Annotated in this window: 23 protein-coding genes; 9 read left to right on the forward strand and 14 right to left on the reverse strand. The window is 72.3% G+C overall.

Annotated elements, in window-relative coordinates; translation table 11 throughout:
• Nucleotides 1-28: 28 nt before the first annotated feature.
• Nucleotides 29-1441 carry a phytoene desaturase family protein gene (locus ACFYNL_RS29225; RefSeq protein ID WP_388808224.1) on the reverse strand — a complete coding sequence of 471 codons (1413 nt, stop codon included), beginning with the start codon at nt 1439-1441 and terminating at the stop codon, nt 29-31.
• A 97-nt stretch (nt 1442-1538) separates the two neighbouring features.
• On the opposite strand from ACFYNL_RS29225, the gene ACFYNL_RS29230 reads away from it, so the two are divergent.
• Entirely contained in the window at nt 1539-2141 is a 603-nt protein-coding gene (locus tag ACFYNL_RS29230) for a hypothetical protein (RefSeq protein WP_388808226.1), read from the forward strand.
• Here ACFYNL_RS29230 and ACFYNL_RS29235 read toward each other — a convergent pair.
• The gene (locus ACFYNL_RS29235; protein WP_388808227.1) at nt 2077-2922 is read right to left on the reverse strand and encodes an inositol monophosphatase family protein; all 846 of its coding nucleotides are present in this window, start codon (nt 2920-2922) and stop codon (nt 2077-2079) included. The two genes, ACFYNL_RS29230 and ACFYNL_RS29235, sit on opposite strands and share 65 nt — an antisense overlap.
• Before the next feature lie 146 nt (nt 2923-3068).
• Entirely contained in the window at nt 3069-4895 is a 1827-nt protein-coding gene (locus ACFYNL_RS29240) for a gamma-glutamyltransferase family protein (protein ID WP_388808229.1), read from the reverse strand.
• Between the two features lie 227 nt (nt 4896-5122).
• On the opposite strand from ACFYNL_RS29240, the gene ACFYNL_RS29245 reads away from it, so the two are divergent.
• From ACFYNL_RS29245 to ACFYNL_RS29255, 3 genes are all read left to right on the forward strand, one after another.
• Nucleotides 5123-5497 carry a VOC family protein gene (locus tag ACFYNL_RS29245; protein ID WP_388808231.1) on the forward strand — a complete coding sequence of 125 codons (375 nt, stop codon included), beginning with the start codon at nt 5123-5125 and terminating at the stop codon, nt 5495-5497.
• Between the two features lie 53 nt (nt 5498-5550).
• The gene (locus ACFYNL_RS29250; RefSeq protein WP_388808233.1) at nt 5551-6108 is read left to right on the forward strand and encodes a GNAT family N-acetyltransferase; all 558 of its coding nucleotides are present in this window, start codon (nt 5551-5553) and stop codon (nt 6106-6108) included.
• A gap of 367 nt (nt 6109-6475) precedes the next feature.
• The gene (locus ACFYNL_RS29255) at nt 6476-7024 is read left to right on the forward strand and encodes a DUF1062 domain-containing protein (RefSeq protein WP_388808235.1); all 549 of its coding nucleotides are present in this window, start codon (nt 6476-6478) and stop codon (nt 7022-7024) included.
• 294 nt (nt 7025-7318) lie between these two features.
• Here ACFYNL_RS29255 and ACFYNL_RS29260 read toward each other — a convergent pair whose 3' ends face one another.
• Both ACFYNL_RS29260 and ACFYNL_RS29265 read right to left on the reverse strand, forming a co-directional pair.
• Complete coding sequence (locus ACFYNL_RS29260) at nt 7319-7993, reverse strand: response regulator (protein ID WP_388808237.1); 675 nt, start codon at nt 7991-7993, stop codon at nt 7319-7321.
• The gene (locus ACFYNL_RS29265; protein ID WP_388808239.1) at nt 7990-9093 is read right to left on the reverse strand and encodes a sensor histidine kinase; all 1104 of its coding nucleotides are present in this window, start codon (nt 9091-9093) and stop codon (nt 7990-7992) included. Before ACFYNL_RS29265 ends, ACFYNL_RS29260 begins: the two co-directional genes overlap by 4 nt.
• Nucleotides 9094-9260: 167 nt before the next feature.
• Between ACFYNL_RS29265 and ACFYNL_RS29270 the strand changes: the two genes are divergently transcribed.
• Both ACFYNL_RS29270 and ACFYNL_RS29275 read left to right on the forward strand, forming a co-directional pair.
• Nucleotides 9261-10268, forward strand: a complete 1008-nt coding sequence (locus ACFYNL_RS29270; protein ID WP_388808240.1) for a carboxymuconolactone decarboxylase family protein — start codon at nt 9261-9263, stop codon at nt 10266-10268.
• A gap of 150 nt (nt 10269-10418) precedes the next feature.
• Entirely contained in the window at nt 10419-11087 is a 669-nt protein-coding gene (locus ACFYNL_RS29275; protein ID WP_388808241.1) for a hypothetical protein, read from the forward strand.
• A gap of 19 nt (nt 11088-11106) precedes the next feature.
• Here ACFYNL_RS29275 and ACFYNL_RS29280 read toward each other — a convergent pair whose 3' ends face one another.
• The 9 genes from ACFYNL_RS29280 to ACFYNL_RS29320 form a co-directional block, all read right to left on the reverse strand.
• Nucleotides 11107-12654 carry an NCS1 family nucleobase:cation symporter-1 gene (locus ACFYNL_RS29280; protein ID WP_388808243.1) on the reverse strand — a complete coding sequence of 516 codons (1548 nt, stop codon included), beginning with the start codon at nt 12652-12654 and terminating at the stop codon, nt 11107-11109.
• A gap of 146 nt (nt 12655-12800) precedes the next feature.
• A complete protein-coding gene (locus ACFYNL_RS29285; protein ID WP_388808245.1) occupies nt 12801-13823 on the reverse strand; it encodes a TIGR03842 family LLM class F420-dependent oxidoreductase in 1023 nt (340 codons plus the stop codon).
• An 11-nt stretch (nt 13824-13834) separates the two neighbouring features.
• A complete protein-coding gene (gene hydA / locus ACFYNL_RS29290; RefSeq protein ID WP_388808247.1) occupies nt 13835-15238 on the reverse strand; it encodes a dihydropyrimidinase in 1404 nt (467 codons plus the stop codon).
• Nucleotides 15239-15320: 82 nt separating this feature from the next.
• Nucleotides 15321-16163 (reverse strand): nitrilase-related carbon-nitrogen hydrolase, encoded by an 843-nt coding sequence (locus ACFYNL_RS29295; RefSeq protein ID WP_388808248.1) that lies wholly within the window; start codon nt 16161-16163, stop codon nt 15321-15323.
• A 155-nt stretch (nt 16164-16318) separates the two neighbouring features.
• On the reverse strand, nt 16319-17935 hold the full coding sequence (locus tag ACFYNL_RS29300; protein WP_388808249.1) for a PucR family transcriptional regulator: 1617 nt from the start codon (nt 17933-17935) through the stop codon (nt 16319-16321).
• 31 nt (nt 17936-17966) lie between these two features.
• Nucleotides 17967-19250 (reverse strand): aspartate aminotransferase family protein, encoded by a 1284-nt coding sequence (locus ACFYNL_RS29305; RefSeq protein ID WP_388808251.1) that lies wholly within the window; start codon nt 19248-19250, stop codon nt 17967-17969.
• Nucleotides 19247-20089, reverse strand: a complete 843-nt coding sequence (locus tag ACFYNL_RS29310) for a nitrilase-related carbon-nitrogen hydrolase (protein WP_388808253.1) — start codon at nt 20087-20089, stop codon at nt 19247-19249. The genes ACFYNL_RS29305 and ACFYNL_RS29310 overlap by 4 nt, the downstream gene beginning before the upstream one ends.
• Before the next feature lie 181 nt (nt 20090-20270).
• Entirely contained in the window at nt 20271-21776 is a 1506-nt protein-coding gene (locus ACFYNL_RS29315) for a hypothetical protein (RefSeq protein ID WP_388808255.1), read from the reverse strand.
• A 131-nt stretch (nt 21777-21907) separates the two neighbouring features.
• A complete protein-coding gene (locus ACFYNL_RS29320; RefSeq protein WP_388808258.1) occupies nt 21908-22168 on the reverse strand; it encodes a helix-turn-helix domain-containing protein in 261 nt (86 codons plus the stop codon).
• 61 nt (nt 22169-22229) lie between these two features.
• Here ACFYNL_RS29320 and map point away from each other — a divergent pair, with 61 nt between their 5' ends.
• From map to ACFYNL_RS29335, 3 genes are all read left to right on the forward strand, one after another.
• On the forward strand, nt 22230-23006 hold the full coding sequence (gene map, locus ACFYNL_RS29325; RefSeq protein ID WP_388808261.1) for a type I methionyl aminopeptidase: 777 nt from the start codon (nt 22230-22232) through the stop codon (nt 23004-23006).
• A 346-nt stretch (nt 23007-23352) separates the two neighbouring features.
• The gene (locus ACFYNL_RS29330; protein WP_019759430.1) at nt 23353-23463 is read left to right on the forward strand and encodes a keywimysin-related RiPP; all 111 of its coding nucleotides are present in this window, start codon (nt 23353-23355) and stop codon (nt 23461-23463) included.
• A gap of 25 nt (nt 23464-23488) precedes the next feature.
• Nucleotides 23489-25333 (forward strand): lasso peptide isopeptide bond-forming cyclase, encoded by a 1845-nt coding sequence (locus ACFYNL_RS29335; protein WP_388808265.1) that lies wholly within the window; start codon nt 23489-23491, stop codon nt 25331-25333.
• Nucleotides 25334-25335 lie beyond the last annotated feature (2 nt).

Consider the following 25335-nt stretch of genomic DNA (forward strand, 5'->3'; position numbering starts at 1 on the left):
GCGTATGAAATTGGGTCTTTCGAGCAGGCTACGCTTCCTGCCGCAAGCGCTTCCACACGGCCTTGGCCGCGTTGTGCCCCGACATGCCGTGCACCCCGGGTCCGGGTGGCGTCGCCGACGAGCAGATGAAGACCGCCGGGTGCGGGGTGGCGTAGGGGAAGAGCGACAGCTTGGGACGGAGCAGGAGTTGAAGTCCGGATGCCGCGCCGGAGGCGATGTCGCCGCCGACGTAGTTGGCGTTGCGGGCGACGAGTTCGGCCGGGCCCGCGGTAGCGCGGGCGAGCACGCGGTCGCGGAACCCCGGGGCGAAACGCTCCAGTTGGCGCTCGATGGCGTCCGTGAGGTCTCCGGTCCAGCCGTTCGGCACATGCCCGTACGCCCAGAAGGCGTGCTTGCCCTGCGGTGCGCGGGTGGGGTCGACGACGCTGGGCTGCACCGTGATCAGGAACGGCGGGTCCGGTGCGCGGCCCTCCCGGGACGCGGCGCGCAGCGCGGCGCCGATCTCCGCACCGCTCCCCCCGACCTGCACGGTGCCGGCCCGCCGGGCCTCCGCCGCGGTCCAGGGCACGGGTCCGTCGAGGGCGTAGTCGATCTTGAATGCGGCGGCGCCGTACCGATAGCCCTCGTAGTGGTTGCCGAAGCCGGCGATGCGGGCCAACGCGGTCGGTGAGGTGTCGAAGATGTACGCGCGCGCGGGCGGCAGGTCGTCCAGCCGCTTGACCTCGTAGTCGGTGTGGACGCTGCCGCCGAGGTCCTTGAGGTAGGCGGTGAGGGCGTCGGAGATGGACTGGGAGCCACCGCGGGCCACCGGCCAGCCGCGGGCGTGGGCGGCGAGGGCGAACACCAAGCCGATGGCGCTGGTGGCGAAGCCGCCGAGCGGGGCGATGACATGGGCGACGAGCCCGGCGAAGAGGGTCCTGGCCCGCTCGTCGCGGAATCGGCGCATCAGCCAGGTCGACGGCGGCAGGCCGACCAGGCCGAACCGGGCCAGCGTGACCGGGTCGCGGGGCAGGGCGGTCAGGGGCAGCGACATGAAGTCGCGGGCCAGCGTGTCCCACTTCGTCAGGAACGGCTCGACCAGCCTGCGGTACGTCCCCGCGTCTCGCGGTCCGAAGGAGGCCGCGGTCTCGGCGACGGAGCGGGACAGCACGGCCGCGGTGCCGTCGGGGAAGGGATGCGCCATGGGCAGCTCGGCGTGCAGCCACTCCAGGCCGTGGCGCTCCAGCGGCATGGCACGGAACGCGGGCGAGTTGACACCGAGGGGGTGCGCGGCGGCGCACGGGTCGTGGCGGAAGCCGGGCAGGGTCAGCTCCTCCGTACGGGCTCCCCCGCCCACGGTGTCGCGCGCCTCGAACACGGCCACGGAGAAGCCGCGCCGGGCCAGCTCCACGGCAGCGGTCAGCCCGTTCGGCCCCGCTCCCACCACGACCGCATCGAGCATCGACGGCACCTTCGGACCCCTTCGTCAGCCGATGGCCTTGAGGGATCAGGATATGCCGGGCCGCTGACAACGCCGGAGCGCGGGTAAAGTCCGCCGGGTGACGCGCCGCTTCCGCTGCCGTGCGCCCGAGGGCGACCTGTGGCACTGGTTCGAGGTGGGGGACGCCGGGCGGGTGCTGCGGCAGATCTCCCTGCGGGGGCGCGAGCGGGTGCCGGTGGTCGCCGCCGACCCGGCCGAGCTCGGCCTCGCCCGGCAGGCGTGCGGAGAGTGGGGCGCGCGGCTGTACGAGGCCGTGTACGGGCTGCCGGCGCGCGGCCCGGTCGTGGAGCCACCGGGCGCGCGGCAGGTGGACGCGAGGGAGTTCGACCTCGCCTGGGGCCGCGCACGCGCGTACCGGCAGTGCGAGGTCCGCCACGACGGCGGCCCGCTGCCCGTGGGCACCAGGCTGTCGGGTACGTTCACCGGCTCCCCGTGGGGGCCCGGGGTGACGGGCGTGTTCGTCGACGTCGGCCTGCCGGCCCACGGTTTCGTGGACGCCGCTGTGCTCCTGCGCGCGGGGTGCCGATGGCCCGCGGACGGCACGCCCGCCGAGTTCGAGGTGATCGACCTGCGTGTCGGCGGCGGCCGTCCGCAGATCAGGCTCCGGCCGACAGCAGTCCCATCACCCGGCGAGCCGTGGCCGCGTCCCGGGCCGCCGTGAACGGCAGCGCGTTGCCCCCGGTGACGCGGAACGGCTCGCCGGTAAGGGTCAGGTGGGCGCCGCCCGCCTCCTCGACCAGGAGCAGGCCCGCCGCGTGATCCCACGCCGCTTCCCACGAGAAGGCGACGGCGTCCGACTCGCCGCGTGCCACGGCGAGATACTCCAGGCCGGCCGAGCCGCAGGGGCGTGGGGCGACGCCGTCGGTCCACAGGCCGAGCAGCGCGCGCTTTTGCGCGTCGGTCGTGTAGTCCGGGTGGGACGTGGCGACCCGGAGGTCGGAGCCGGGCTCGGGCGCGCCGGAGTTCAGCCGCTTCCCGTCGAGGAAGGCGCCCCGGCCCCGTGTCGCCGTGGCCAGTTGGCCGCGGGCGGGGGCGTACGTCCAGGAGGCCAGCAGGACGCCGCCCTGCGCGAGGGCGACCAGCGTGCAGAAGCCGTCGTCGCCGTGCACGAACTGGCGGGTGCCGTCGACGGGGTCGACGATCCAGACGGGGGCGTCGGCCTGTATCGCGTCGTACGACGCCGGATTGGCGTGCACCGCTTCCTCACCGACCACGATCGAGCCGGGCAGGAGCGCGCCGAGCGTCTTGGTGAGGTACTGCTCGGCCAGCCGGTCGGCGTCGGTCACCAGGTCGTGCGGTCCGCTCTTCTCGTCGACCTCGTGCGCGGCGAGCTGCCGGAAGCGCGGCATGATCTCGGCCGCGGCCGCCTCACGGACGGCTTCCTCCACGTCGGCCGAGTGCTGTGCGAGAAACTCGTCGATGGTTTCGTTGTTTTCGATCACCCCTCCATGAGAGCACGCCCCACTGACAATCCCCGCCCGGCCGGTGAACGGCAGGGGGCACCGGCATGAACTCGGGGGGCGTGCGGCAGCGGGTCGGAACGGTGGGTGGCCCCCCGCGCCGACCGGTCCCGCCGCGTCACACCTCGTCAGCGTCCGACCGCGTACCCCTGCATGCCCCGCGGGTTGGCCGCCGCCGACAGCACACCTGTCTCCGGGTCCCTCGCGACGGCGCACAGCCGCCCCTCCGACCATGCGTCGCCGACGGTCACCGTGTGCCCGCGCCTGCGCAGCTCCTCGACCACCCCGGCGTCCATGCGGGACTCCACGGTGACGCTGCCCGGTCGCATCCCGCGCGGGTAGAAGGAGCCGGGGAAGCTGTCGTTGTGCCAGTTGGGGGCGTCGATCGCGCCTTGGAGGTCGAGGCCGCCGCGGACCCGGGCGCGCAGCGCCACCGCCAGGAAGAAGTGCAGCTGCCACTGGTCCTGCTGGTCCCCGCCGGGCGTCCCGAAGGCCATGACGGGCACGCCGTCGCGCAGGGCGATCGAGGGCGTGAGGGTGGTGCGGGGGCGGCGGCCGGGCGTCAGCGAGTTCGGCAGGCCCTCCTGGAGCCAGGTCATCTGGAGCCGGGTGCCGAGCGGGAAGCCCAGCTCGGGCACGACGGGGTTGGACTGGAGCCAGCCGCCGCTGGGGGTGGCCGCGATCATGTTGCCCCAGCGGTCGACCACGTCGAGGTGGCAGGTGTCGCCGCGAGTGCCTCCGTCGGTGCCGACGTCCGGCTCGCCCGGCACCGGGGACGTGGGCCGCTTGGCGACCGTCGGTTCCCCGGCTCCCGGTACGTCCAAGCCGGGTCGGTCGCCTGCCACGGCGTGGGCGTGCGTGCAGAGCCGAGGGGCGCGTCCACCCGGACGGCCGGGCCGCAGTTCGTGGGAGGCCCGGTCCGTCACCAGCTTCCGCCGGGCCGCGTTGTACGGATCCGACAGCAGCTCGGTGAGAGGCACGTCGTCGGCGTCCCCGTACCAGGCCTCCCGGTCGGCCATCGCGAGCTTGCAGCCCTCGATCAGCAGATGGACGTACTCGGCGGTGCCGTGGCGGGGCAGTTCGGGCGGGAGCAGGGCGAGTTGCTGGAGCAGGACCGGGCCCTGGCTCCAGGGGCCGGCCTTGCACACGGTCCAGCCGTGGAAGTCGTACGTCACCGGCGCCTCGTAGGTCGCGGACCAGCCGGCGAGGTCGGCGGCGGTGAGCGTGCCGGAGTGCCGTTCCCCGCTGGTGTCCAGGGTGGGACGCCGGGCCTGCCGTACGAGTGCCTCGGCGATGAACCCGGTGCGCCACACCTCCCGCGCGGCCTCGATCTGCGCGACGCGGTCCCCGGCCCCGGCGACCTCGGCGAGGAGCCGCTTCCAGGTGGCGGCGAGGGCGGGGTTGCGGAACAGCTCGCCGGGGCGGGGTGCCTTCCCGCCGGGCAGATACACCTCGGCCGACGAGGTCCACTGCGTCTCGAACAACTCCCGTACGGTCTCGACGGTCTCGCTGACGCCTTCCACGGGCGCGTGCCCGCGTTCGGCGTACCCGACGGCGTACTTGAGCACCTCGGCGAGGGTCTTGGTGCCGTGGTCGCGCAGCAGCAGCATCCAGGCGTCGAAGGCCCCGGGCACGGCGGCGGCCAGGGGCCCCGTGCCGGGCACGAGCTCCAGGCCGAGCCCCCTGTAGTGCGCGACCGTCGCCCCGGCGGGTGCGACGCCCTGTCCGCACAGCACCCGCACCTCGCCGTCGGCGGGCGCGAGCAGGATCGGCACCTCGCCCGCGGGTCCGTTCAGGTGCGGCTCGACGACGTGCAGCACGAAGGCGCCCGCCACGGCGGCGTCGTACGCGTTTCCGCCGTCCTCCAGGACCGCCATCGCCGACTGGGAGGCCAGCCAGTGGGTGGAGGACACCATGCCGAAGGTGCCCTGAAGTGTGGGGCGGGTGGTGAACACAGGGCCTTCCACCTCACTTTCACGAGAGCGATGCGCGTGTGGCGTCAGGCTACGTCGACGCCGGGCCGGCGCCCTGAGCGGGGTTGTGGCGTGCGGGCCCCTCCCGCTGGGGTGCACCGCTGATCGGCGCGCGGGGCGGGCGGTGCGCATGTCCCGAGCGGTGGCGGGTACGACCCTTCCCGTACCGGGGCGTCGCGGAAGCGGCCGGAGAGCGAGGGGCGTCGTAAGTGATTCGCAAGCTGCAGGCTGTCGCGCTGGACTGTGCTGATCCGGTACGGCTCGCGGAGTTCTACGCGGAGTTGCTCGGCGGCCGGGTGGTCGTGGACGCCGAGGACGCCGACTGGGTCGAGGTGCACGGGTTCGAGGGGACACCGCTCGCCTGCCAGCGCGTGGACGGCTACCAACCGCCCCAGTGGCCCGGCCAGGAGCGCCCGCAGCAGCTCCACCTGGACTTCGATGTGGACGACCTCGACGGTGAGGAGAAGCGGGCGCTCGCCCTCGGTGCGACCGTGCTGGAGCGGACGGACCAGGTCCGCCCGGGAGCCAACTGGCGGGTCTACGCGGACCCGGCCGGGCACCCGTTCTGCCTCTGCCTTCACTGAGCCGCCCCCCTGTTCGTTTGCCGCAGGTCGACCCTGTCGGATAGGAAGCCTGCATGCTCAAGGGCGACAAGGTCGGGCTGAGGGCCCGTCACGAGGACGACATACCGGTCCTGCGGACCGAACTCTACGACGACGTGGTCAACTCCTCGCGGGCCGACGCCCGGCCGTGGCGGCCGGTCAGGCCGGGTTCGGAGGACTCGCGGCTCGTGGTGGACGACGACGAGCAGGGGGTGGTCCCGTTCTCGGTGGTGGAGCTGGAGGGCGGCACCCTGGTCGGCACCGCGACGCTGTGGGACATCGACAACCACCACCGGTCCGCGCACATCGGGCTGGGACTGCTGCCGTCCGCACGCGGCAAGGGCTATGGCACCGACGTGGTCGGGGTGCTGTGCCACTACGGTTTCGTCGTGCGCGGCCTGCAGCGGCTGCAGATCGAGACGCTGTCGGACAACGCCGCGATGCTGCGCGCCGCCGAACGCAACGGCTTCGTCCGCGAGGGCGTGCTGCGCTCCTCGGCCTGGGTGCTGGGCGAGTTCATGGACGAGGTGCTGATGGGGCTCCTCGTCCGGGACTGGCGCCGGACCGACCCGCGGGACCCGGCCGACCGGTGACGGCGGGCGCCGACCGCCTTCCAGCGGGCCGCCGCGGGCTCAGGGCTTCGTCCCTGCCTTCGGCCCGCGCCGTACGCGAGCACACCGCGGCAGCGGCCCCGTGTCCTCCCCGGCACCGCCATCGCCACCGTCCTCCGACTCTGGCAGGCGTCGTCCTGATCGCCGGTAAGGGCCGGAGGGAGGCGCCGGAAAACCAGTGGTACGGCGCCACCGTGGCCCATTAGCGTGCTGCCGACCCGAGTCGTCTGAGCGAGGACGTGCCGTTGTACACCGTGTGAAATCCCCCGAGCGCTGAATCGTCGCGCGTCGCGCCTGCGCGCCGCGCTCCTTCTTGCTGCGGATTTCTCACTGAAACCGGTGTACTTCTGTGCTCAACAACTGGGTCGTCGCGCCCACCTGCCTGCCGCTCGTCCTCCGCCGTTGCCACACCTGCGGATCCGAGCGCTTCCGGGCCTGCGGCAGATTTCGCGTCAACGCACACCACAAGCTCATCGACGTCTGGCTCCTCGTGCGCTGTACCGCCTGCGGGGAGACCGCGAAGCTCACGGTCCTGGAGCGGGTGAACGTACGCTCCGTACGACCTGAGCTGCTGGACCGCCTCCATGCCAACGACCCCGGTCTGACGGCGGAGTTGCTCCAGGATCCGCTCGTGCTGCACCGCAACCGCGTCGCCCTCGACTGGGACGGCGCCTGGCGCCTCGACACCGGCGGATCGGATCACCTTCAGTGCGAGGTGATCGACGTCTCGGTCCGTTTCGCGGCCCGGATCCCCGTCCGGCCGGTGCGACTGATCGCTGAAGGCTGCGGTCTGTCACGGGCCGAGGTGGGGAGACTGATCACGGAGGGGAGGCTCGTCTCGGCAGTCCGGCTGAACGGCAGGCTCTCCACCGACTTCACCTTCACGCTCAAGCGCTGAGCCCATCAGGGCCAGGGCCTGTCCGGCGACATCCGCGGGGCAGGCCCTGGGCCGGGCGGATCCCATGAAGTCACCGCCGCCGTCTCCCCGATGCGGACGGTCCGCCCGGTCGTCGGACCGACCGGTGCGCCACCCTCAACGCGTCGGTCCGGTCGACCGGTTGGGGCAGCAGTCATGCGTACGGCGGCCGCGGGCAGCAGCCGCCGCAGGATGTCCGGCCCGGGCCGGAACTCCATCCGGCCGACGGGCCGCGCCGCCCTCCGTGAGGCCGGCGTTGCGCGGTTGCGCAGGCGGTCAGTTGCCGCGTGCCGTCACCAGTCCGGACTCGTAGGCGAACACCACGAGTTGGGCCCGGTCCCGTGCCCCCAGCTTGGTCATCGCACGGCTGATGTGGGTCTTCGCGGTGAACGGGCTGATGACCATGTGCGCGGCGATCTCTTCGTTGGTGAGGCCGCGGGCGGCCAGCGCCGTCACCTCCCGCTCGCGCCGGGTCAGGCACTCCAGGCCGGGGGCCGTGGTGCGATCCGGCGGTCTGGAGACGAACTCGCCGATCAGTGTGCGCGTCACCGACGGGGACAGCAGCGCCTCCCCGCGGGCCACGACCTGGATCGCCTGGAGCAGGTCGGCCGGTTCGGTGTCCTTCAGCAGGAAGCCGCTCGCGCCGGCGCGCAGCGCCTCGAAGACGTACTCGTCATGGCCGTAGTTCGTCAGGATGACCACGCGGACCGGCGACAGCGCCGGGTCCTCGGCGATCCGGCGCGTGGCCTCTATGCCCGTCATCACCGGCATCTGTACGTCGATCAGCGCGATGTCGGGCACATGGGCGCGGACCAGTTCCAGGCCCTGTGCCCCGTCCGCCGCCTCGCCGACCACGTCGACGCCGTCCTCGGCCTCCAGGAGGGCTCGGAAGCCCGCCCGCATCAGCGCCTGGTCGTCGACCAGCGCCACCCTGATCACGTCGTCCGTCATCCTGCCTCCCCCAGCGGCAGCCGCGCCCGCACCGCGAACCCGCCCTCCGGGCGCGGGCCGGCGTCCAGTGTGCCGCCGAGGGCGGTGACGCGTTCACGCATGCCGGTCAGACCGATGCCGGGAGTGGGAGGACGGGACGGGTCGGCGGTGCCGTCGTCCTCCACGTCGAGGGCCAACTCCCGTGTGCCGTACTCCAGTCGGACGAGCACCTTGGCCGGGCCCGCGTGCCGCGCGGCGTTCGTCAGGGCCTCCTGGACGATCCGGTACGCCGCCCGGTCGACCGAGGCCGTCAGTGGCCGCTCCTGCCCCGTCACCGTCAGCTCCACCGCGAGGCCCGCCGCCCGCGCCCGCTCCACGAGCAGCGCGGGTGTGCCGGTCGGCTCGTCCGTGCGCAGCACCTCCAGAGTGGCGCGCAGCTCACGCATGGCCTCGCCGCTCGCCTCCTGGATCGCGAGCAGCGCGGGCGGTATCGCCTCGCCGCGCTTGCGGGCCAGGTGCACGGCGACGCCCGCCTGGAGCTTGACGATGGAGATGCTGTGGGTGAGCGAGTCGTGCAACTCGCGTGCGATGCGCAGCCGTTCCTCCCCCGCCCTGCGCAACGCCGCTTCCTCACGGGTGCGTTCGGCCTCCAGGGCGCGCTGTTCGGTCTGGCGCAGATACGCCTGCCAGTTGCTGTCGGCGAGGCCCGTGACCACCGCGCACAGGAACCAGCCGGCCAGGAGCAGTGCCTCGCGCGCCACGGAGGCACTCGCCGAACCCGCCGCCACATAGCCACCGAGGAAGACGGCGGCGGCCGCGGCGGCCGTCCCCCGGTGTCCGGACCGCCCCGCGGTGTGCACGGCGCCCACCACGGGCAGGGCCATGATGGTCGAGGTCCCGGCGTGGACCACCTCGGCGAGCAGACAGGCCGTGGTGACCGCGAGGACCGCGCGGGGAGCCGTGCGGTGCGCGGCGAGGGCCAGGGAGCCGACGGCGATCAACGCGTGGTCGACGGGTCCGTCACGGCCGTCCCCCAGGGCGACGAGCATGACGATCGCGCCGACCACGACCGCGACGGCCGCGTCGACGAGCCGCTCGCGTGTGATCCGACTCCCGCTCATGCCCGCACACTAGACCGCCGCACCGACAGTGACGTCACCCCTGTGGACGGCTCCCGGACTACTCCCCCCGCAGTACTTCCCGGCGCCGCTCAGCCCGGCCGTCGCAGTCCCGACTGTCTTCGGCGGTACGACGACCCGGCCGGCCCCGGCGGCGCACGCTACTGCCCATGCCCACACCCTTCCGCCACACCGAACCCCTCCCGCCCAAGTCGGCCACCGGCACCGCCGCCGAGGTCTACGCGCAACTCGGTCTCGACTTCGGCATCGCCGAGCCCTCCACCTTCGTGGTCCTGTCCTCCGCCCCCGAACTGCTCGCTCCCACTTGGGCGTTGATGCGCGAGTCGCTCATCGCCGGGGCCGGCGACAGGACCGGCAAGGAGTTGGTGGCCCTCGGGGTGTCGCTCGCCAACAAGTGCCCGTTCTGCGTGGACGCGCACACCGTGCTGTTGCACGCCACCGGCGACCACGCGCTCGCGGAGCGGCTGGCGCGCGGCCTGCCCCCGCAGGACGAGGAGCACGCGCGCGTGCTCGAATGGGGCCGCCGCACGCGGGTGCCCGGCGCGGCTTCGACTCCGTACCCCTTCCCGCGCGCCCACGCCCCCGCCTACCTCGGCACCGCGCTGACCTTTCACTTCATCAACCGGATCGCGTCGGCCCTGCTGACCGAGAACCTGCTGCCGGCGGGCGCTCAGCGGTTCCGGGCGGTGCGCAGCCTCGCGGGCCGCTCGCTCGCCCGGACCGTACGCCGCCCGGCACGGCCCGGTGTCGCCCTGTCGCTGCTCGACCATCCCGACCCCGGCGAAGCCCCGGCGTGGGCGGCCGGCACGCCCGTCGGCCTCGCCTACGCGGCGCTGCTCAGGGCCGCCCTGTCGGGAGCGGGCCTGCTCGACACCGACGACCAGGACCTCGTGGAGGCGGTCGTGCAGGACTGGGACGGCACGCATCCACCGCTGAACCTGGCAGGCTTCCCGGACCGGCGGGAGCGGCCCGGCGCACGCCTCGCGCTGCTGGCCGCCCTCGCGCCGTACCGCATCACGGACGCGGACGTGGCGGCCTGGCGTCGGCCGGAGCACACCGACCACTGTCTGGTGCACCTCGTGGCATACGGGGCGTTCCTCGCCGTGGACCGTATCGAAAGCACCTTTTCCGCCCAAAACATGCAGGAGGCCGCGTAACTGGCCCACACCACCACGTAATTGAGGGCATGCTGTAGCGGCGCCGGTACGGAGCGAGTTGGCACTTCCGCCTCACAGGGAGCCATGTGACACTGGCGTCCCGTCCGCAGTGCGGACTCCCTCCGCACCGTCCCCCACGAAAAGTGCGCCGTGCGTTTTCTTCCCCTGCCGATCGCCCTCACCGCGCGTCTGTCGCCCGTCGTCGTGCTCGCCGCGGCGGGCTGGGCGCTGTCGTCCGGACCGTTCGCCGCGACGCCGGCCGCCGAGGGCCGGACGGCGCAGAAGGCCGAGGAGGAGTCGCCCGCGGCCCCCGCGACGACGGCGGTGTCGAAGACGTACCCCGCCGCTCCGGCGCCGTGCGACAGCCTGGGCGCGAAGACGGTCAAGTCGCTCGTGCCGGGCGCCAGGACGGCCGGCAAGGAGATACCGTCCACCGACTCGAAGCTGCGCCGCACCTGCTCGTGGAACGCGCTCAAGGGCTACGACTACCGGTGGCTGGACGTGTCCTTCGAGATCACGGCGTCCGACGACGCGGCACTGACGTCGTTCAAGGAGCGAGTCGCGGCCAGGAGCGGCGGGGGCGACGTCCCCGGCATCGGTGACTCCGGCTATTCGGTGGTGAACCTCACCACCGAGGACGGGCAGCAGACCCGTGAGGGCGTGGTGCTGGTCCGCGCCTCCAACGCGCTGATCTCGGTGACGTACAGCGGCAGCGACTTCGAGTCGAAGAAGGCGCCGGCCACGGCCGAGATCAACAAGGGCGCGATCAAGGCGGCCAAGGAGGCGGTGGCCGCCCTGGAGGACGGCCGGCAGGGCTGACCGTCCTCCGAAGCCGCATTCAGGCCTCGTCGCGTTCCCGGTGGCCGGACATCAGCGCCACATACAGCAGCAGCGAGGCGCCGAGGCCCACCGCCCAGCCGTAGTCGGCCAGGGGCTTGAGGAACGGGACCAGGCCGTCGACCGGGAACGGCCCGGTCTTCGAGCCGTCCGCCCCGACGCCCGAGTACGAGCCGCCGACCGCGAGGAGGCCGCCGACCGCGAAGGCGACGATCGCGCGCCAGTTCCAGCCGGACGAGTACCAGTAGCGCCCCCCGGGCGTGTACAGGTCCGCCAGGTGCAGGACGGTACGGCGGATGATCCAGTAGTCGGCGATCAGGATGCCGGCGACCGTGCCGAGGAGGCCGCCGACGACGCCGAGCCAGGTGAAGATGTAGAACTCGGGCGTGGAGATCAGCTTCCACGGGAAGATCAGGATGCCGACGACACCGGTGATCAGCGCGCCGGTACGGAAGTTGATGAGTCGGGGCGCCAGGTTGGCGAGGTCGTACGCCGGGGAGACCACGTTCGCCGCGATGTTCACCGAGACGGTGGCGACGAGGACGACGATCAGCGCGAACAGCAGACCGAAGACACTGTCGGTCTTGGCGGCGAGGGTGACCGGGTCCCAGATGGCCTCGCCGTAGACGGCCTCGGAGCCGGAGGTGACGAGGACGGCGAGGACGGCGAAGAGCGTCATCGTCGTGGGCAGCCCCAGTGACTGCCCCCAGGTCTGCGCCTTCTGACTGGCGCCGAAGCGGGTGAAGTCAGGAATATTGAGGGACAAAGTGGCCCAAAAACCAATCATTCCCATGAGGGACGGGAAGAAGACCGGCCAGAAGTCGGCGCCCCAGCCCAGCTTCGACGGCTGGTCGAGCAGCGCCCCGAAGCCGTCCGCCTTGACCGCGATCCAGATCAGCAGCACGAAGGCGCCGACGATCACGAAGGGCGCGGCCCAGTTCTCGAAGTGCCGAAGGAAGTCCATGCCGCGGTAGATGATGGCGATCTGCAGCGCCCAGAAGAGGACGAAGCAGAGCCACAGCGGCCACGGGTTGCCCGCGATCCGGCTCGCGTTCTCCCACCCGCCACCGGTGAGCTTCGAGCCCAGCGCGAAGATGCCGCTGCCGCCGATCCAGGTCTGGATGCCGAACCAGCCGCAGGCGACGGCTGCCCGGATCATCGCCGGGATGTTGGCGCCGCGCAGTCCGAAGGAGGCCCGTGCCAGCACCGGGAACGGGATGCCGTATTTCGGTCCGGCGTGACCGGTGGCCAGCATCGGCAGCAGCACGATGACGTTGGCCAGGGCGATGGTGAAGACGGCCTGCTTCCAGTCCATGCCGAGGGCGACCAGTCCGGAGGCCAGGGTCCAGCTGGGGATGCAGTGGGCCATGGATATCCACAGCGCGGCGAAGTTGTACGTCGTCCACTTGCGCTCGGAGACCGGGACGGGACGCAGGTCCTCGTTGGCGAAGGGACTGTCGGCGGGGAATGCCTCGGGGGCGAGTTCGACGCGGCCGTCGGCCTGGGCGAACTGGGACATGGGTGACCCCGTGGGGACTGTTTCGGTCATGGGCAGGCCAATCGATCAGGTGGGACGGGAAAGGCCGTGCGGGGGCCTTGGGCCCCTCCCCGGGGCGGCGGGGAGGCCGGGACCGCGGGGAGGGAGAACAAGGTGTGGGGGGTCGGGGGGGCGGTGCGTGAACTCGCCGCCGGGTGTCAGGAGTTGACGGCGGGGATGACGGACGAGCCGTACGCGTCGATCACCGCTTCCTGCGCGTCGTGCATGTCGTACACGGCGAACTGGTCGACGCCCAGCTCCCGCAGCGCGTTCAGCTTCTCGATGTGCTTCTCGACCGGCCCGATGACACAGAACCGGTCGACGATCTCGTCGGGCACGAACGCGGTGTCGGGGTTGTCGGCACGTCCGTGATGGGAGTAGTCGTACCCCTCGCGGGCCTTGATGTAGTCGGTGAGTTCGTCGGGTACGGCGGCGGAGTGCTCCCCGTACCGGGAGACCAGGTCGGCGACGTGGTTGCCGACCATCCCGCCGAACCAGCGGCACTGCTCGCGCGCGTGGGCGAGGGCCTCGGGCGAGTCGTCCGCGGTGACGTACGCGGGGGCGGCGACGCAGATCGTGACGTCGTCGGGGTCGCGCCCGGCGGCGACGGCCGCGTCCTTGACGGCCTTGACCATGTACTCGGTCAGATACAGGTCGGCAAGTTGCAGGATGAACCCGTCGGCCTCCTCGCCGGTCATCTTCAGCGCCTTGGGACCGTACGCCGCCATCCACACGGGGAGTTCGGCGCCCGGTTCGATCCACGGGAACCTGACGACCGTCCCGCCGCCGAGGTCGGCCTCGTCGCCGCGGCCCAGCGCCCTGATGACCTTCATGGCGTCGCTGATGCGGGCGAGGGTGTTGGGTTTGCGGCCCGCGACGCGCATCGCGGAGTCTCCGCGGCCGATGCCGCAGACCGTGCGGTTGCCGAACATGTCGTTGAGGGTGGCGAAGGTGGAGGCCGTGACCTCCCAGGTGCGGGTGCCCGGGTTGGTCACCATCGTGCCGACCTTCAGCCTCTCGGTGTTCGCGAGGATCTGGCTGTAGATCACGAACGGCTCCTGCCACAGCACGGCGGAGTCGAAGGTCCAGCCGTAGGTGAAGCCGCTGCGCTCGGCGCGCTTCATCAGGCTGACCACCCGCGAGGCCGGCGGGTCGGTCTGCAGGACGAGTCCGAAGTCCATGTACTCCGCTCCTAGTTGAGGTACTGACAGGTGGAGCGGGGGGTGTAGACGCCGTGCCCGGCGCGCCCGGTGTACTCCCGCTCGGTGATGACGAGTTCGCCGCGCGAGAGGACCGTCTCGACCCGGCCGGTGGTGCGCTTGCCCTCGTACGCCGAGTAGTCGACGTTCATGTGGTGCGTGACGGCGGACATGACCTGCTCGGCCGCCGGGTCGTAGATCACGACGTCGGCGTCGGCGCCCGGCGCGATCGTGCCCTTCTTCGGGTACATGCCGAACATCCGGGCCGGTGTCGCGCAGGCGATCTCGATCCAGCGGCGGCGTGAGATATGGCCGTCCACGACGGCCTGGTGGAGCAGGTCCATACGGTTCTCGACGCCCGGCAGGCCATTGGGGATCTTGGAGAAGTCGCCCCGGCCGAGCTCCTTCTGGCCCACGAAGCAGAAGGGGCAGTGGTCGGTGGAGACCACCTGGAGATCGTTGGTGCGCAGGCCCTTCCAGAGCTGGGCCTGATGCTGCCGGGGCCGCAGGGGCGTGGAGCACACGTACTTGGCGCCCTCGAAGTCGGGCTCGGCGAGGTTGTCCGTCGACAGGAACAGGTACTGCGGGCAGGTCTCGCCGAAGACGTTCAGCCCCTCGTCACGTGCCCTGGCCAGCTCGGCGACCGCCTCCATCGCCGAGACGTGCACGACGTACAGCGGGGCGCCCGCGACCTGGGCGAGCCGGATGGCACGGTGTGTGGCCTCGGCTTCGAGGAGCGCCTTGCGGACCTCGCCGTGGTAGCGGGGGTCGGTCTCCCCGCGGGCGAGCGCCTGCTCGACGAGCACGTCGATCGCGATGCCGTTCTCGGCGTGCATCATGATCAGGCCGCCGTTCTCGGCGGAGCGCTGCATGGCGCGCAGGATCTGGCCGTCGTCGGAGTAGAAGACGCCGGGGTAGGCCATGAACTGCTTGAAGGAGGTCACGCCCTCCTCGACCAGCAGGTCCATCTCCTTGAGCGTCTCCTGGTTCACATCGGAGACGATCATGTGGAAGCCGTAGTCGATCGAGCAGTTGCCCTCGGCCTTGGCGTGCCAGGCGTCCAGGCCCTCGCGGAGGGTGTGGCCCACGCTCTGCACGGCGAAGTCGACGATCGTCGTGGTACCGCCCCAGGCGGCGGCCCGGGTGCCGGTCTCGAAGGTGTCGGAGGCGAACGTGCCGCCGAACGGCAGCTCCATGTGGGTGTGGACGTCGACGCCGCCCGGGATGACGTACTTCCCGCTCGCGTCGATGGTGCGGCCGGCCGTCCAGGCCTCGGCGGCCGGGGTACCGCTGGCGGCGAGGGCGGCGATACGGCCGTCCTCGATCAGGACGTCGGCGTGGATCTCGTCGGACGCGGTGATGACGAGACCGCCGCGGATGACGGTACGGCTGCTCATGGTCCCTCTCCTGGTGTCGTACGAGTCGGTCGGTGCCGCCGGTCCGGCCCCCGTGCTCCGGACCGGCGGCGGTCGGGGCCGGTTACGGAGCGGTGAGCGGGGAGTACGCGTCGGGGCGGCGGTCGCGGTAGAACTGCCAGCGGTCGCGGACCTCGCGCAGCCCGGCCATGTCCAGGTCGCGCACGACGAGTTCGCTCTCCTTGTCGCTCGCCACCTCGCCGACGAACTGCGCCTGCGGGTCGACGAAGTAGCTCGTCCCGTAGAAGTCGTTGTCGCCCAGGTCCTCGACCCCGACCCGGTTGATGGCGCCCACGAAGTACTCGTTGGCGACGGCCGCCGCGGGCTGCTCCAGCTGCCACAGGTAGCGGGAGAGGCCGCGCGAGGTCGCCGAGGGGTTGAAGACCAGCTCGGCACCCGCGAGGCCCAGCGCCCGCCAGCCCTCGGGGAAGTGCCGGTCGTAGCAGATGTAGACGCCGATCCTGCCGACGGCGGTGTCGAAGACCGGCCAGCCGGCGTTGCCGGGGCGGAAGTAGAACTTCTCCCAGAACCCCGGCACCTGGGGGATGTGGTGCTTGCGGTACTTGCCGAGGTACGAGCCGTCCGCGTCGATCACCGCGGCCGTGTTGTAGAGGACGCCGGGCTGTTCCTCCTCGTACATGGGCAGGACCAGGACCAGGCCCAGCTCCTTCGCCAGTGCCTGGAAGCGCCTGACGATCGGGCCCTCGGGGATCTGCTCGGCGTACTCGTAGAACGCCTTGTCCTGGACCTGGCAGAAGTACGGCCCGTAGAACAGTTCCTGGAAGCACAGGACCTGGGCGCCCTGCGCGGCCGCGTCGCGCGCCGCCTGCTCGTGGACCTTGATCATGGATTCCTTGTCGCCGGTCCAGGCGGTCTGGAAGATCGCGGCACGGATCACTCTGCTCATCGGGACCTCCGGTCGCTCGGTGTCCGAGGAGCGTAGGAAGCCGGCGAGCCCGCTTTGAGTTGCACGGTGTCACGTCTGCGGGCGTGCGGCGTGCCACGGTGTCACCTTCTCTTGGAACCATGTTTCACCGCCGTTTCCCCTGGTCATTGCGGGTTTCAACCGTGTTGCGCATCGTGTGCGAGGAGTGCGATGTGCACCGAGGCGGCCTGCTCGAAGTCGTCGAGGTCGACTCCGAGCCGGGTCTGTATCGCCTCCAGGCGGCGGTAGAGCGCGGGCCGCGAGACGTGGTGGAGCTGGGCGGTGCGGGACTTGTTGCGGCCGGTGGCGAGGTAGGTCCGCAGGACGGCGAGCAGATCCTCGTCCGCCGTGCGCAGCAGCCCGTCCAGCTCCCGTTCTGCGAAGGACTGCACATGCGGGTCGTCGCGCAGGAGACGGACGAGACCGCGCAGGTGGACGTCCCTGAGGCGGACGACGTCCGGGAGGTCGAGGGCCGCCGAGGAGTCGGCCACGGCGTCGGCGACGTGCTGGGCCTCGCGCAGTCCCGCCGGCACCTCGTCCCACACGGTGCGCGGGTCGGCGGCGGCCACGACGGCCGGGGCGGCGCCCAGCTCGGAGCGCGCGCGGGCGGCGAAGTTCGCGGTGAGCACGCCGGCGTCCTGGTCCCGGGCGAGGCTCAGCAGTACGGCGGTGGCCCCGTCGGCGAGCTCGGCGACGATCCCGGGCAGACCCAGCAGCCGCAGCACGCGCTCCAGCCGGTCCGTCCCGCCGTCCCGCACCACCAGCGGCACGAAGGTGCGCCGATTGACCGGCAGTCCGGCGGCCCGCGCGCGTGGCAGCAGCTGCCGTGCCGGTACGACCCCACTGACCAGGTCGGTCAGCAGGCTCTGCGCGGACTGCTCCTCCCAGGTGTGCGCGGAGGTGCCGCCGAGCATGCGGTGCAGCACGAGCGCCTCGGCGGCCCGGTCGGCGAGCAGCCGCCCGGTGGCGGTGTCGCCCCGGTACCCGCACAGCACGATCCGGCCCCACCGCTCCCCGCGCCCGCCCAGCTCGGCGTGGATCCAGCCGTCGCCCTCGCCGCCTCCGCCGGTGCCCGAAAGACCCGGGTGGTGCCCCCATGCCTGGCGGGCGATGCGCTCCCAGTCACGCAGTACGTCATCCACCGCCGACCGCTCCCCCGCCGTGGCGAGGACACGGTGGGCGAGGTTGGTGACGACGACGGGGCAGGCGCTGTGCGAGGCGACCTCGTCGAGGAGGCGTTGCAGCGGGGCACCCGCGGTGATGAGTCCGGTGAGCGCGGTCCGTACCGCCTCCGAGAGGCTGACGGCGGCGAACTTGCGCCGTACGAGCCGGGACTGGACCTCCTCGGTCAGCTCGGCGAACGGGAAGGGCCGGTGCAGCACGACCATGGGCAGGCCGCACCGCTCGGCCGCCCGGCGCATCACGGGCGGCGGAGCGGGGAACGCCCGGCCGAGTCCCAGGACGACGGCGGCTGCCTCCGCCCGGTGCAGGGAACGGATGTACTCGGCCTGCTTGTCCTCGTCCCCGGCGAGCAGCACCCCGGTGGTGAGCACCATCTCCCCGCCGGTGAGCATCACCCCGACGTCCGGCGCCTCGGCGACGTGCACCCAGCGCACGGGGCGGTCGAGCTGACCGGCGCCGGCCACCACCTCGGGCTCTCCGGCCAGGACACGCTCCAACGTGAGGACCTGACGGACCGACAGCGCCGGTTCCAGGGGTTCCGCGGGCTTCGGCGACGTGGAGGTGGTGGCCATGGCAGTGCTTCCCTTGCTCGGGTGGGTCCCGCTAGATGCTCCTCAGAGCGTTCTCCAGGATCGCGGCGCCCTCCTCGGCCTCCGCGACGGTGAGGGACAGCGGCGGGGCGACCCGCAGCGAACTCGTGTTGTGCCCGCCGCCCTTGCCGATGAGCAGGCCGCCCCGGCGGGCCGCCTCCAGCACCGCGGACGCGGCGGAGAGGTCGGCCTCGTCGGTGCCGGGCCGGGTGATCTCGATGCCCAGCATCAGACCCCTGCCGCGCACCTCCCGTACGTGCGGCACCTGCGCGGCGACGGCCCGCAGCCGCTCCAGGAGCAGCCCTCCGACCCGCCGGGCGTTGCCCTGGAGATCGTGCTCCAGCAGGTAGTTGAGGTTGGCGAGGCCGGCCGCCATGGTGATCTGGGTGCCGCCGAAGGTGGAGATGCTGTTGGCGTCCAGGCAGTTCATGATCTCGGCGCGGGCGACGACACCGCCGATGGACATGCCGTTGCCGATGCCCTTGGCGAAGGTCATGATGTCCGGCGGTCCGGCTTGGCCGTGCGCCTGCCAGCCCCAGAAGTGCTCGCCGGTGCGGCCCCAGCCGGTCTGCACCTCGTCGGCGATCCACAGGATGCCGCGCTCGGCGAGCACCTCGCGGAAGGCGGCGTAGAGGCCGTCCGGGCCGGAGGTGAAGCCGCCGACGCCCTGGATGGGCTCGGCGATCAGGGCGGCGGGCGGGCGGGTGTGGCCGAGGAGGTCCTTGAGGTCCTCGACGCAGGCCGCGATGAAGTCGGCGTCGCTCAGCGCGGCGTACGGGCCGCGGGTGCGCACGCCGCCGTGGACGTACAGCGTCTGCAGCGGGGACAGCGCGGTCGGCGACCAGCCGCGGTTGCCGGTGATGCCGACGGCGCTGAAGGAGCGGCCGTGGTAGCTGTTGCGCATCGCGAGGACGGTGTTGCTCTGCCGGTAGGTCGTCGCGAGCAGCAGGGCGGTGTCGTTGGCCTCGGTGCCGGAGGTGGTGAAGAAGACGCGGGCGTTCGGGATGCCGCTCAACTGGGCGATGCGCTCGGCGAGTTCGACCATCGGCCGGTTGAGGTACAGGGTGGAGGAGTGGATGATCCGCCCCGCCTGCTCGCTCACCGCCTTCGTGACCTCGGGCAGCGCGTGCGCGGTCATCGTCGTGAGGATGCCGCCGAAGAAGTCGAGGTACCGGTTGCCCTCGGCGTCCCAGACGTGGCGGCCCTCGCCGTGGGTGATCTCCAGCGGCTCCTCGTAGTACAGGGCGAGCCAGTCCGGCATGACGGCGCGGTGGCGGCCCAGCAGGTCCTTGGTCACGGCTGCACCAGTCCTTCGTAGGCGTCGGGGCGGCGGTCGCGGTAGAAGGCCCACTGCTGCCGCACCTCTTCGATGAGATCGAAGTCGAGGTCGCGGACGACCAGTTCCTCGGTCTTGTCGTTGGCGATCCCGCCGACGAACTGGCCGCGCGGGTCGACGAAGTACGACGTCCCGTAGAAGTCGTTGTCGCCGTACTCCTCGACGCCGACCCGGTTGATCGCGGCGACGAAGTACTCGTTGGCGACCGCCGCCGCCGGCTGCTCCAGGCGCCAGAGGTAGGAGGACAGGCCGCGGTGGGTGGCGGAGGGGTTGTAGACGAGCTGGGCGCCGTTGAGGCCGAGTTGGCGCCAGCCCTCCGGGAAGTGCCGGTCGTAGCAGATGTAGACGCCCACCTTGCCGACGGCCGTGTCGAAGACGGGCCAGCCGAGGTTGCCCGGCTTGAAGTAGTACTTCTCCCAGAAGCCCTTGACCTGCGGGATGTGGTGCTTGCGGTACTTGCCGAGGAAGGTGCCGTCGGCGTCGATCACGGCCGCGGTGTTGTAGTAGAAGCCGGACTGCTCGACCTCGAAGACCGGTACGACGACGACCATGCCGGTCTCGCGGGCGAGCTCCTGCATACGGCGCACGGTCGGCCCGTCGGGGACCGGCTCGGCCCAGCGGTAGTGCTCGGGCTCCTGGACCTGGCAGAAGTAGGGGGCGTTGAAGACCTCCTGGAAGCCGATGATCTTCGCACCCTGTCGAGCCGCCTCGCGGGCGTGCTCCTCGTGTTTCGCCACCATGGACTCGGTGTCGCCGGTCCAGGTGGCCTGGACCAGGGCGGCACGAACGACGTTGGCCATGAGCTGCTCCTTCGACGGGACGTCAGAGCCTCTACGCCCGTAGAGGGGGGCCGTAGAGGCTTGAAAGTAAGCCCCCAAAACAGCCTTGCCAAGACCATCGTCGTTAACCCGCTGAGTCGATCACGTTTCACACTCCAGTGGGTGACGGACGGGGCCGGTGGGACGGATGCGGCACCCGTGGTCAGGCGGTGAAGCCCGCCACCCGCAGGGCGTGGACGAGGTCCCAGCGGCGCTCGTCGGAGACGCCCCGCGCGGCCTCCAGCAGGAGCGGTACGAGCGTCTTCGGGTCGGGTGCGGCGCTGCGGGCGGCTTCCTCGGGGGTGCGCACGCTGACGTACGCGGCGAGCAGCGCGCGGACCTCACGCTCCCGGCCCTCGCCGGCCAGCGCGGCCACGGCCTGCCCTATCTCGGTCGCGGGCCGGGCCACGCCCTGCCGCAGGATCTGCTCCCCGTCCTCGGTGCGCCCGGCCGCGGTCAGCGCGTCGGCGGCGGCGACGAGCCGCTCGGCCGGCAGCGAGGCGGCCTCCCACAGCAGCGTCGCCCAGTCGGCACCGAGTCCGGCCCGCTCCATGGCGGCCGCGAGTACGGGGAAGCGGGCGGAGGGCCAGTACGCGGCCTCCGCGAGCAGCGCGTGCGCCTCACCGCTGCGGCCCTCGGCACGCAGCCCGACCAGCGCCTCCACGGTCCGGGCGACCTCCTTGCGGTCCGCCTCGCCCATCGGCTCGACCCGCGGCTGCGGGGCGACCACCGGCACCTCGGCGGCGGCCCCGGCGAAGCGGGCACCGCGCGGCGTGCGGCGCGGGGTGGCCGGTTGGGCGGGGAGGGTGGGCGCGGCGCTCGGCGGTACGACGAGGGGGGCGGCCTCCTCCTCGACGATCCCGGCGAACCTGGCACCGCCTCGGCGGCGCTTGCGCTTCTTGGGGTCGGGGCCGGAGGTGTCCGTGGGCTCATGGGCGGGGGCGGGGTGGGCGTCCGCCCAGGCGGGAGATGCGGGGGCTCGGGCCGCGGTGGCCCGGTCGGCGGGCTCGGTGGGCCGGGTGGGGCGGTCCGTGTCGGTACCGATGCCGTGGGCGTCCGGCCGGACGGGGGCCGCGGGGACACCGGCCGGGGCGGTCCGGTCGGCGGGCTGCCGGGGGTGGACCATGTCGGCGTCCCTGTGGTGGGCGTCCGGCCAGGCGGGGCGTGCGTCCAGGCCGGCCATGCGTTCCCGGAGCTCGGCGCAGCGGGCGGTGGCCCGTTCGTGGTCGTCGCGGGCCCAGGCGAGGTCGAGGCGGATGGCGTCGGCCTGCTCGCGGGTGGTGGCGGAGGCGAGCAACCGGCCCAGTTCCGCGTGCCGTTCGGCGGCGTACCGCTGTTCGCGGAGCATGACGTCGAGCCGGTCCCCGAGGGCGTCGCGGGCGTCCGGTCGGGCGTCGTACGCGGCGAGGGCGGCGGCGTGCAGGGCACGGGCCCGCTCGGTCTCGGGGTCGGCGCCGCCGGGGCCGTACTGGGCGGCGAGGTCGTGCAGGAGGGCCTCGACCACGTCCCAGGGCGGCACCTCGCGTCCGTCGAGGCAGGCCTGCATGCCGTCCGGATCGCGCTGCCAGAACACGGCGCACCAGCCGCCGCCCTGGTCCAGGCGCGCCAGAAGACCGTGCAGATAGTCCACGAACTCCCGTACATGAGCCGGGAGTTGTTCCAGTGACATCGCCCACTCCCGCCAGACCGGATCGCTCCGGTCCGCTAGGCAACACCAGCGATGTTACGAACGCGCTACGGGAAGTTTTCCTCTTGAACGCAGAGTACGCCCGGCCTGCCGGAACGTGACGTGCGAACCCGTCAGGCGGCGGTGCCGACGACCGGTGAGCACCGCCCGGCCAGCGCGTCCATGGACAGGCCGAGAGCGTGCGCGAGGGCGGCGACCGTGAAGAAGGCCGGAGTCGGCGCCCGCCCGGTCTCGATCTTGCGCAGTGTCTCCGCGGAGATGCCGGCGCTCGCGGCGACCTCCACCATGCTGCGTTCGCCGCGGGCCTCGCGCAGCAACCGGCCGAGCCGCTCGCCGCGTTCACGCTCTTCAGGGGTGAGAGGGGTGCGCACCATGGCGCCCATTCTAATACCGCCCCCGCACCTCCCCCATTTAAATACCGGTATAATAATTGGCATGGTTGAGCTGAAGACGGACACGTCGATCGACGCGATGCACGCGGCCGGGCAGGTCGTGGGGCAGGCCCTCACCGCGGTGCGAAAGGCCGCCGGCGTGGGGGTTTCCCTGCTGGAACTGGACGAGGTGGCACGGGAGGTCCTGCGCGCGGCGGGGGCCTCCTCCCCCTTCCTCGGCTACCGCCCCTCCTTCGCACCCGTCCCCTTCCCCGCGGTCATCTGCGCCTCGGTGAACGACGCGATCGTGCACGGCATCCCGACCGGCCGCCGGCTGCGCGACGGCGACCTGGTCTCCATCGACTGCGGCGCCGAACTGCACGGCTGGGTCGGCGACTCGGCGATCAGCTTCACGGTGGGCAGGGCGCGCCCGGCCGACATACGGCTGATCGAGACGGCGGAGCGGGCACTGAAGGCGGGCATCGAGGCGGCCGTGGTCGACAACCGCATCGGCGACATCGCGCACGCCGTCGGCTCGGTGTGCCGGGCCGCCGGATACGGCATCCCGGACGGCTTCGGCGGGCACGGCATCGGCCGCCGTATGCACGAGGACCCTCCGGTGCCGAACGAAGGGCGCCCCGGACGTGGACCGCGTCTGCGGCACGGCATGGTGATCGCCATCGAGCCGATGCTCGTCGGCGGCGGCACGGACGGCTACCACGCGGCCCCGGACGGCTGGACCCTGCGCACGAACGACGGCTCCAGGGCGGCGCACGTCGAGCACACGGTGGCGATCACCGACGCGGGACCGCGCATTCTCACCGCTCGGCAAGCCCTCTGATCAACCCACGCGCCGGGCCGCCGCCTCCGAGGTGGTGTGCGGCGGCGATCATGTCGTGCGCCCCGGCGGCGCCCCTCCCCCTCCTGTCGTGAACGGTGGACGCGCCCCCCTGGAGGGCCGCACCTGAGAACGTTTCTTCGCACATGCGCACGGCAAACCACCGCGCGACATGAGGCTACGTGCCGGCCGGCTGTGCGCTTCCATCAGGCCAGAGGCATCTGCCTTTTCGTACCGTCATACTTTCGTGCCGCGCCTTGCCCCGCCCTCACGTTTCACCGCTAGCTGGTGCTGCGCCCGTTCCCCGCCCTGGGGTCCGGGTCGACACCGCAGTGAGTGAGGAGAAGTCATGAAGAAGGCATACGAGGCACCGACGCTCGTCCGGCTCGGCTCGTTCCGCAAGGAGACGGGGCTCCTGGGACGCTCCGGCAACGACCGGCTGATCCTGAGCAAGAACTGACGGGCGACGGTACTGACCCGACGTCATGACTGAACTGCACGAAAGTGCGGGGGCGGGCCCCGGCGACGCGGACTTCGCGGTCTTCACCGACCGTGCGGACGCGGCCGCCGTGGCCCGTTCCGCCGCCCGGCCCGGCTCCCGCACCCTCACCCACGCGTCGGGCCGGCCGTGGCTGGTGGGGCACTGGCACGACGAGGAGGTCGTCACGGCGAGCGCCGGTTCGGCCGCCCTCGCCGTCATCGGCTGCTGCCCGGTCACGGCGGACGAACTGCGGCGCAGGGCCGCTCGCCTCAGGGACCTCGCGGAGCTCGACACCCTGGCCCGCTCCCTCCCCGGCAGCTTCCACCTCGTCGCCGCCCTCGACGGACAGGTCCGGGTACAGGGCACCGCCTCGGGGCTGCGGCTGGTCTTCCACGCGGAGATCGACGGCGTACGGGTGGTGGCCACCCGCGCCGACACGCTGGCCGCCGCCCTCGGCCTCGACCCCGATCCGGGGGAACTGGCCTTGCGGCTGCTGTGGCCGGCCCCCTACCCCCTGTTCGAGAGCTCCCTGTGGCGCCCGGTCACCGCCGTCGCCCCGCAGGACGCCGTGATCGTCGCGGCGGACGGACGCTCCGTGCGGCACACCCGCTGGTGGACACCCCCGGCACCGGTCCGGTCCCTCGCCGAGGCGGCACCCGCGATCCGGGAGACGCTCCAGAAGGCCGTGGACGCGCGGACCCGGCTGGGCGGCGTGGTCAGCTGCGACCTGTCCGGCGGACTGGACTCCACCTCCATCTGCTTCCTCGCCGACCGCTCCCCCGCCCGCGTGGTGGCCAGTACCTGGCCGGGCCGCGACCCGGCGGACACCGACCTGCACTGGGCCGAGCGGGCCGCGCAGCACCTCCCGGACGTCGAGCACGTCATCTGGGACGCGGACGCCTCACCGCTGGTCTACGACGACCTGCTCGGCATCGGCGACCTCCTCGACGAGCCCACCATCGGCGTCATGGACCGCTCCCGGGTCCTGCACCACCTTCCTGCCCTGGCCGCACGCGGCAGCCGGGTGCACCTGACCGGCATCGGCGGCGACCACGTGGCCTGGTGCTCCGAGGCCTACTACCACCGGCTGCTGCGCACCCGTCCGCTGTTCGCCCTGCGGCAGCTGCGCGGGTTCCGGGCGCTGTGGCAGTGGCCGGCCGGCGGCACGGTCCGCGCGCTCGCCGACTCGCGGCCGTACCGCAGGTGGCTCGCCGACGCGGCGGACGGGCTGCGCGACCCGGTGCCCTCCTCTGTGGCCACCGGGCTCGGCTGGGGCATGGCCCCACGGCTGTTCGGCTGGGTGACCGCCGAGGGCGAGCGGCTGGCGCGCCGGGCCCTGCTCGACGCCGCGGCCACCGCGGCCCCGCTGCATCCGGACCGGGGGATGCACGCGGACCTGGAGCAGATCCGCTCGACCACGCGGGTCATCCGCCAGTGGGACCACATGGCGGCTCGCGCCGGTCTGCCGATGGCCTCCCCCTTCCTCGACGACCGCGTCATCGAGGCGTGTCTGGCGGTGCGCCCCGGCGAGCGCGTCACCCCGTGGGCGTACAAACCGGTGCTGACCGCCGCCATGAGGGGGGTGGTGCCCGAGTCCTGTCTGCGGCGCACGACCAAGGCAACGGCCTCCATGGACGCCGCCGACGGGCTGCGCGCGCACCGCGCGGACCTGCTGGCGCTGTGGGAGGACTCCCGGCTGGCGCAGCTGGGCCTGGTGGACGGCGCCGAGCTGCGCCGCCTCGCCCTGCGGCCCGCCTCCCCGGGGCTGTCCGACGCCATCCTCTACTCCACGATCGCCGCCGAGGTGTGGCTGCGCGGCCTGTCCCGCAGCCGTGCCCGCACCCACTGAGA

Source organism: Streptomyces sp. NPDC007808 (assembly GCF_042868655.1).
In the GTDB taxonomy this organism is placed as follows: domain Bacteria; phylum Actinomycetota; class Actinomycetes; order Streptomycetales; family Streptomycetaceae; genus Streptomyces.

Bases quoted from the DNA above. Each gene is read 5' to 3' on its own strand.
- ACFYNL_RS29225 (WP_388808224.1), bottom strand. From the start codon at position 1,441: ATGCTCGATGCGGTCGTGGTGGGAGCGGGGCCGAACGGGCTGACCGCT.
- ACFYNL_RS29250 (WP_388808233.1), top strand. From the start codon at position 5,551: ATGCTCAAGGGCGACAAGGTCGGGCTGAGGGCCCGTCACGAGGACGAC.
- ACFYNL_RS29260 (WP_388808237.1), bottom strand. From the start codon at position 7,993: ATGACGGACGACGTGATCAGGGTGGCGCTGGTCGACGACCAGGCGCTG.
- ACFYNL_RS29265 (WP_388808239.1), bottom strand. From the start codon at position 9,093: ATGAGCGGGAGTCGGATCACACGCGAGCGGCTCGTCGACGCGGCCGTC.
- ACFYNL_RS29270 (WP_388808240.1), top strand. From the start codon at position 9,261: ATGCCCACACCCTTCCGCCACACCGAACCCCTCCCGCCCAAGTCGGCC.
- ACFYNL_RS29280 (WP_388808243.1), bottom strand. From the start codon at position 12,654: ATGACCGAAACAGTCCCCACGGGGTCACCCATGTCCCAGTTCGCCCAG.
- ACFYNL_RS29285 (WP_388808245.1), bottom strand. From the start codon at position 13,823: ATGGACTTCGGACTCGTCCTGCAGACCGACCCGCCGGCCTCGCGGGTG.
- hydA (WP_388808247.1), bottom strand. From the start codon at position 15,238: ATGAGCAGCCGTACCGTCATCCGCGGCGGTCTCGTCATCACCGCGTCC.
- ACFYNL_RS29295 (WP_388808248.1), bottom strand. From the start codon at position 16,163: ATGAGCAGAGTGATCCGTGCCGCGATCTTCCAGACCGCCTGGACCGGC.
- ACFYNL_RS29300 (WP_388808249.1), bottom strand. From the start codon at position 17,935: ATGGCCACCACCTCCACGTCGCCGAAGCCCGCGGAACCCCTGGAACCG.
- ACFYNL_RS29310 (WP_388808253.1), bottom strand. From the start codon at position 20,089: ATGGCCAACGTCGTTCGTGCCGCCCTGGTCCAGGCCACCTGGACCGGC.
- ACFYNL_RS29315 (WP_388808255.1), bottom strand. From the start codon at position 21,776: ATGTCACTGGAACAACTCCCGGCTCATGTACGGGAGTTCGTGGACTAT.
- ACFYNL_RS29320 (WP_388808258.1), bottom strand. From the start codon at position 22,168: ATGGTGCGCACCCCTCTCACCCCTGAAGAGCGTGAACGCGGCGAGCGG.
- map (WP_388808261.1), top strand. From the start codon at position 22,230: ATGGTTGAGCTGAAGACGGACACGTCGATCGACGCGATGCACGCGGCC.
- ACFYNL_RS29330 (WP_019759430.1), top strand. From the start codon at position 23,353: ATGAAGAAGGCATACGAGGCACCGACGCTCGTCCGGCTCGGCTCGTTC.
- ACFYNL_RS29335 (WP_388808265.1), top strand. From the start codon at position 23,489: ATGACTGAACTGCACGAAAGTGCGGGGGCGGGCCCCGGCGACGCGGAC.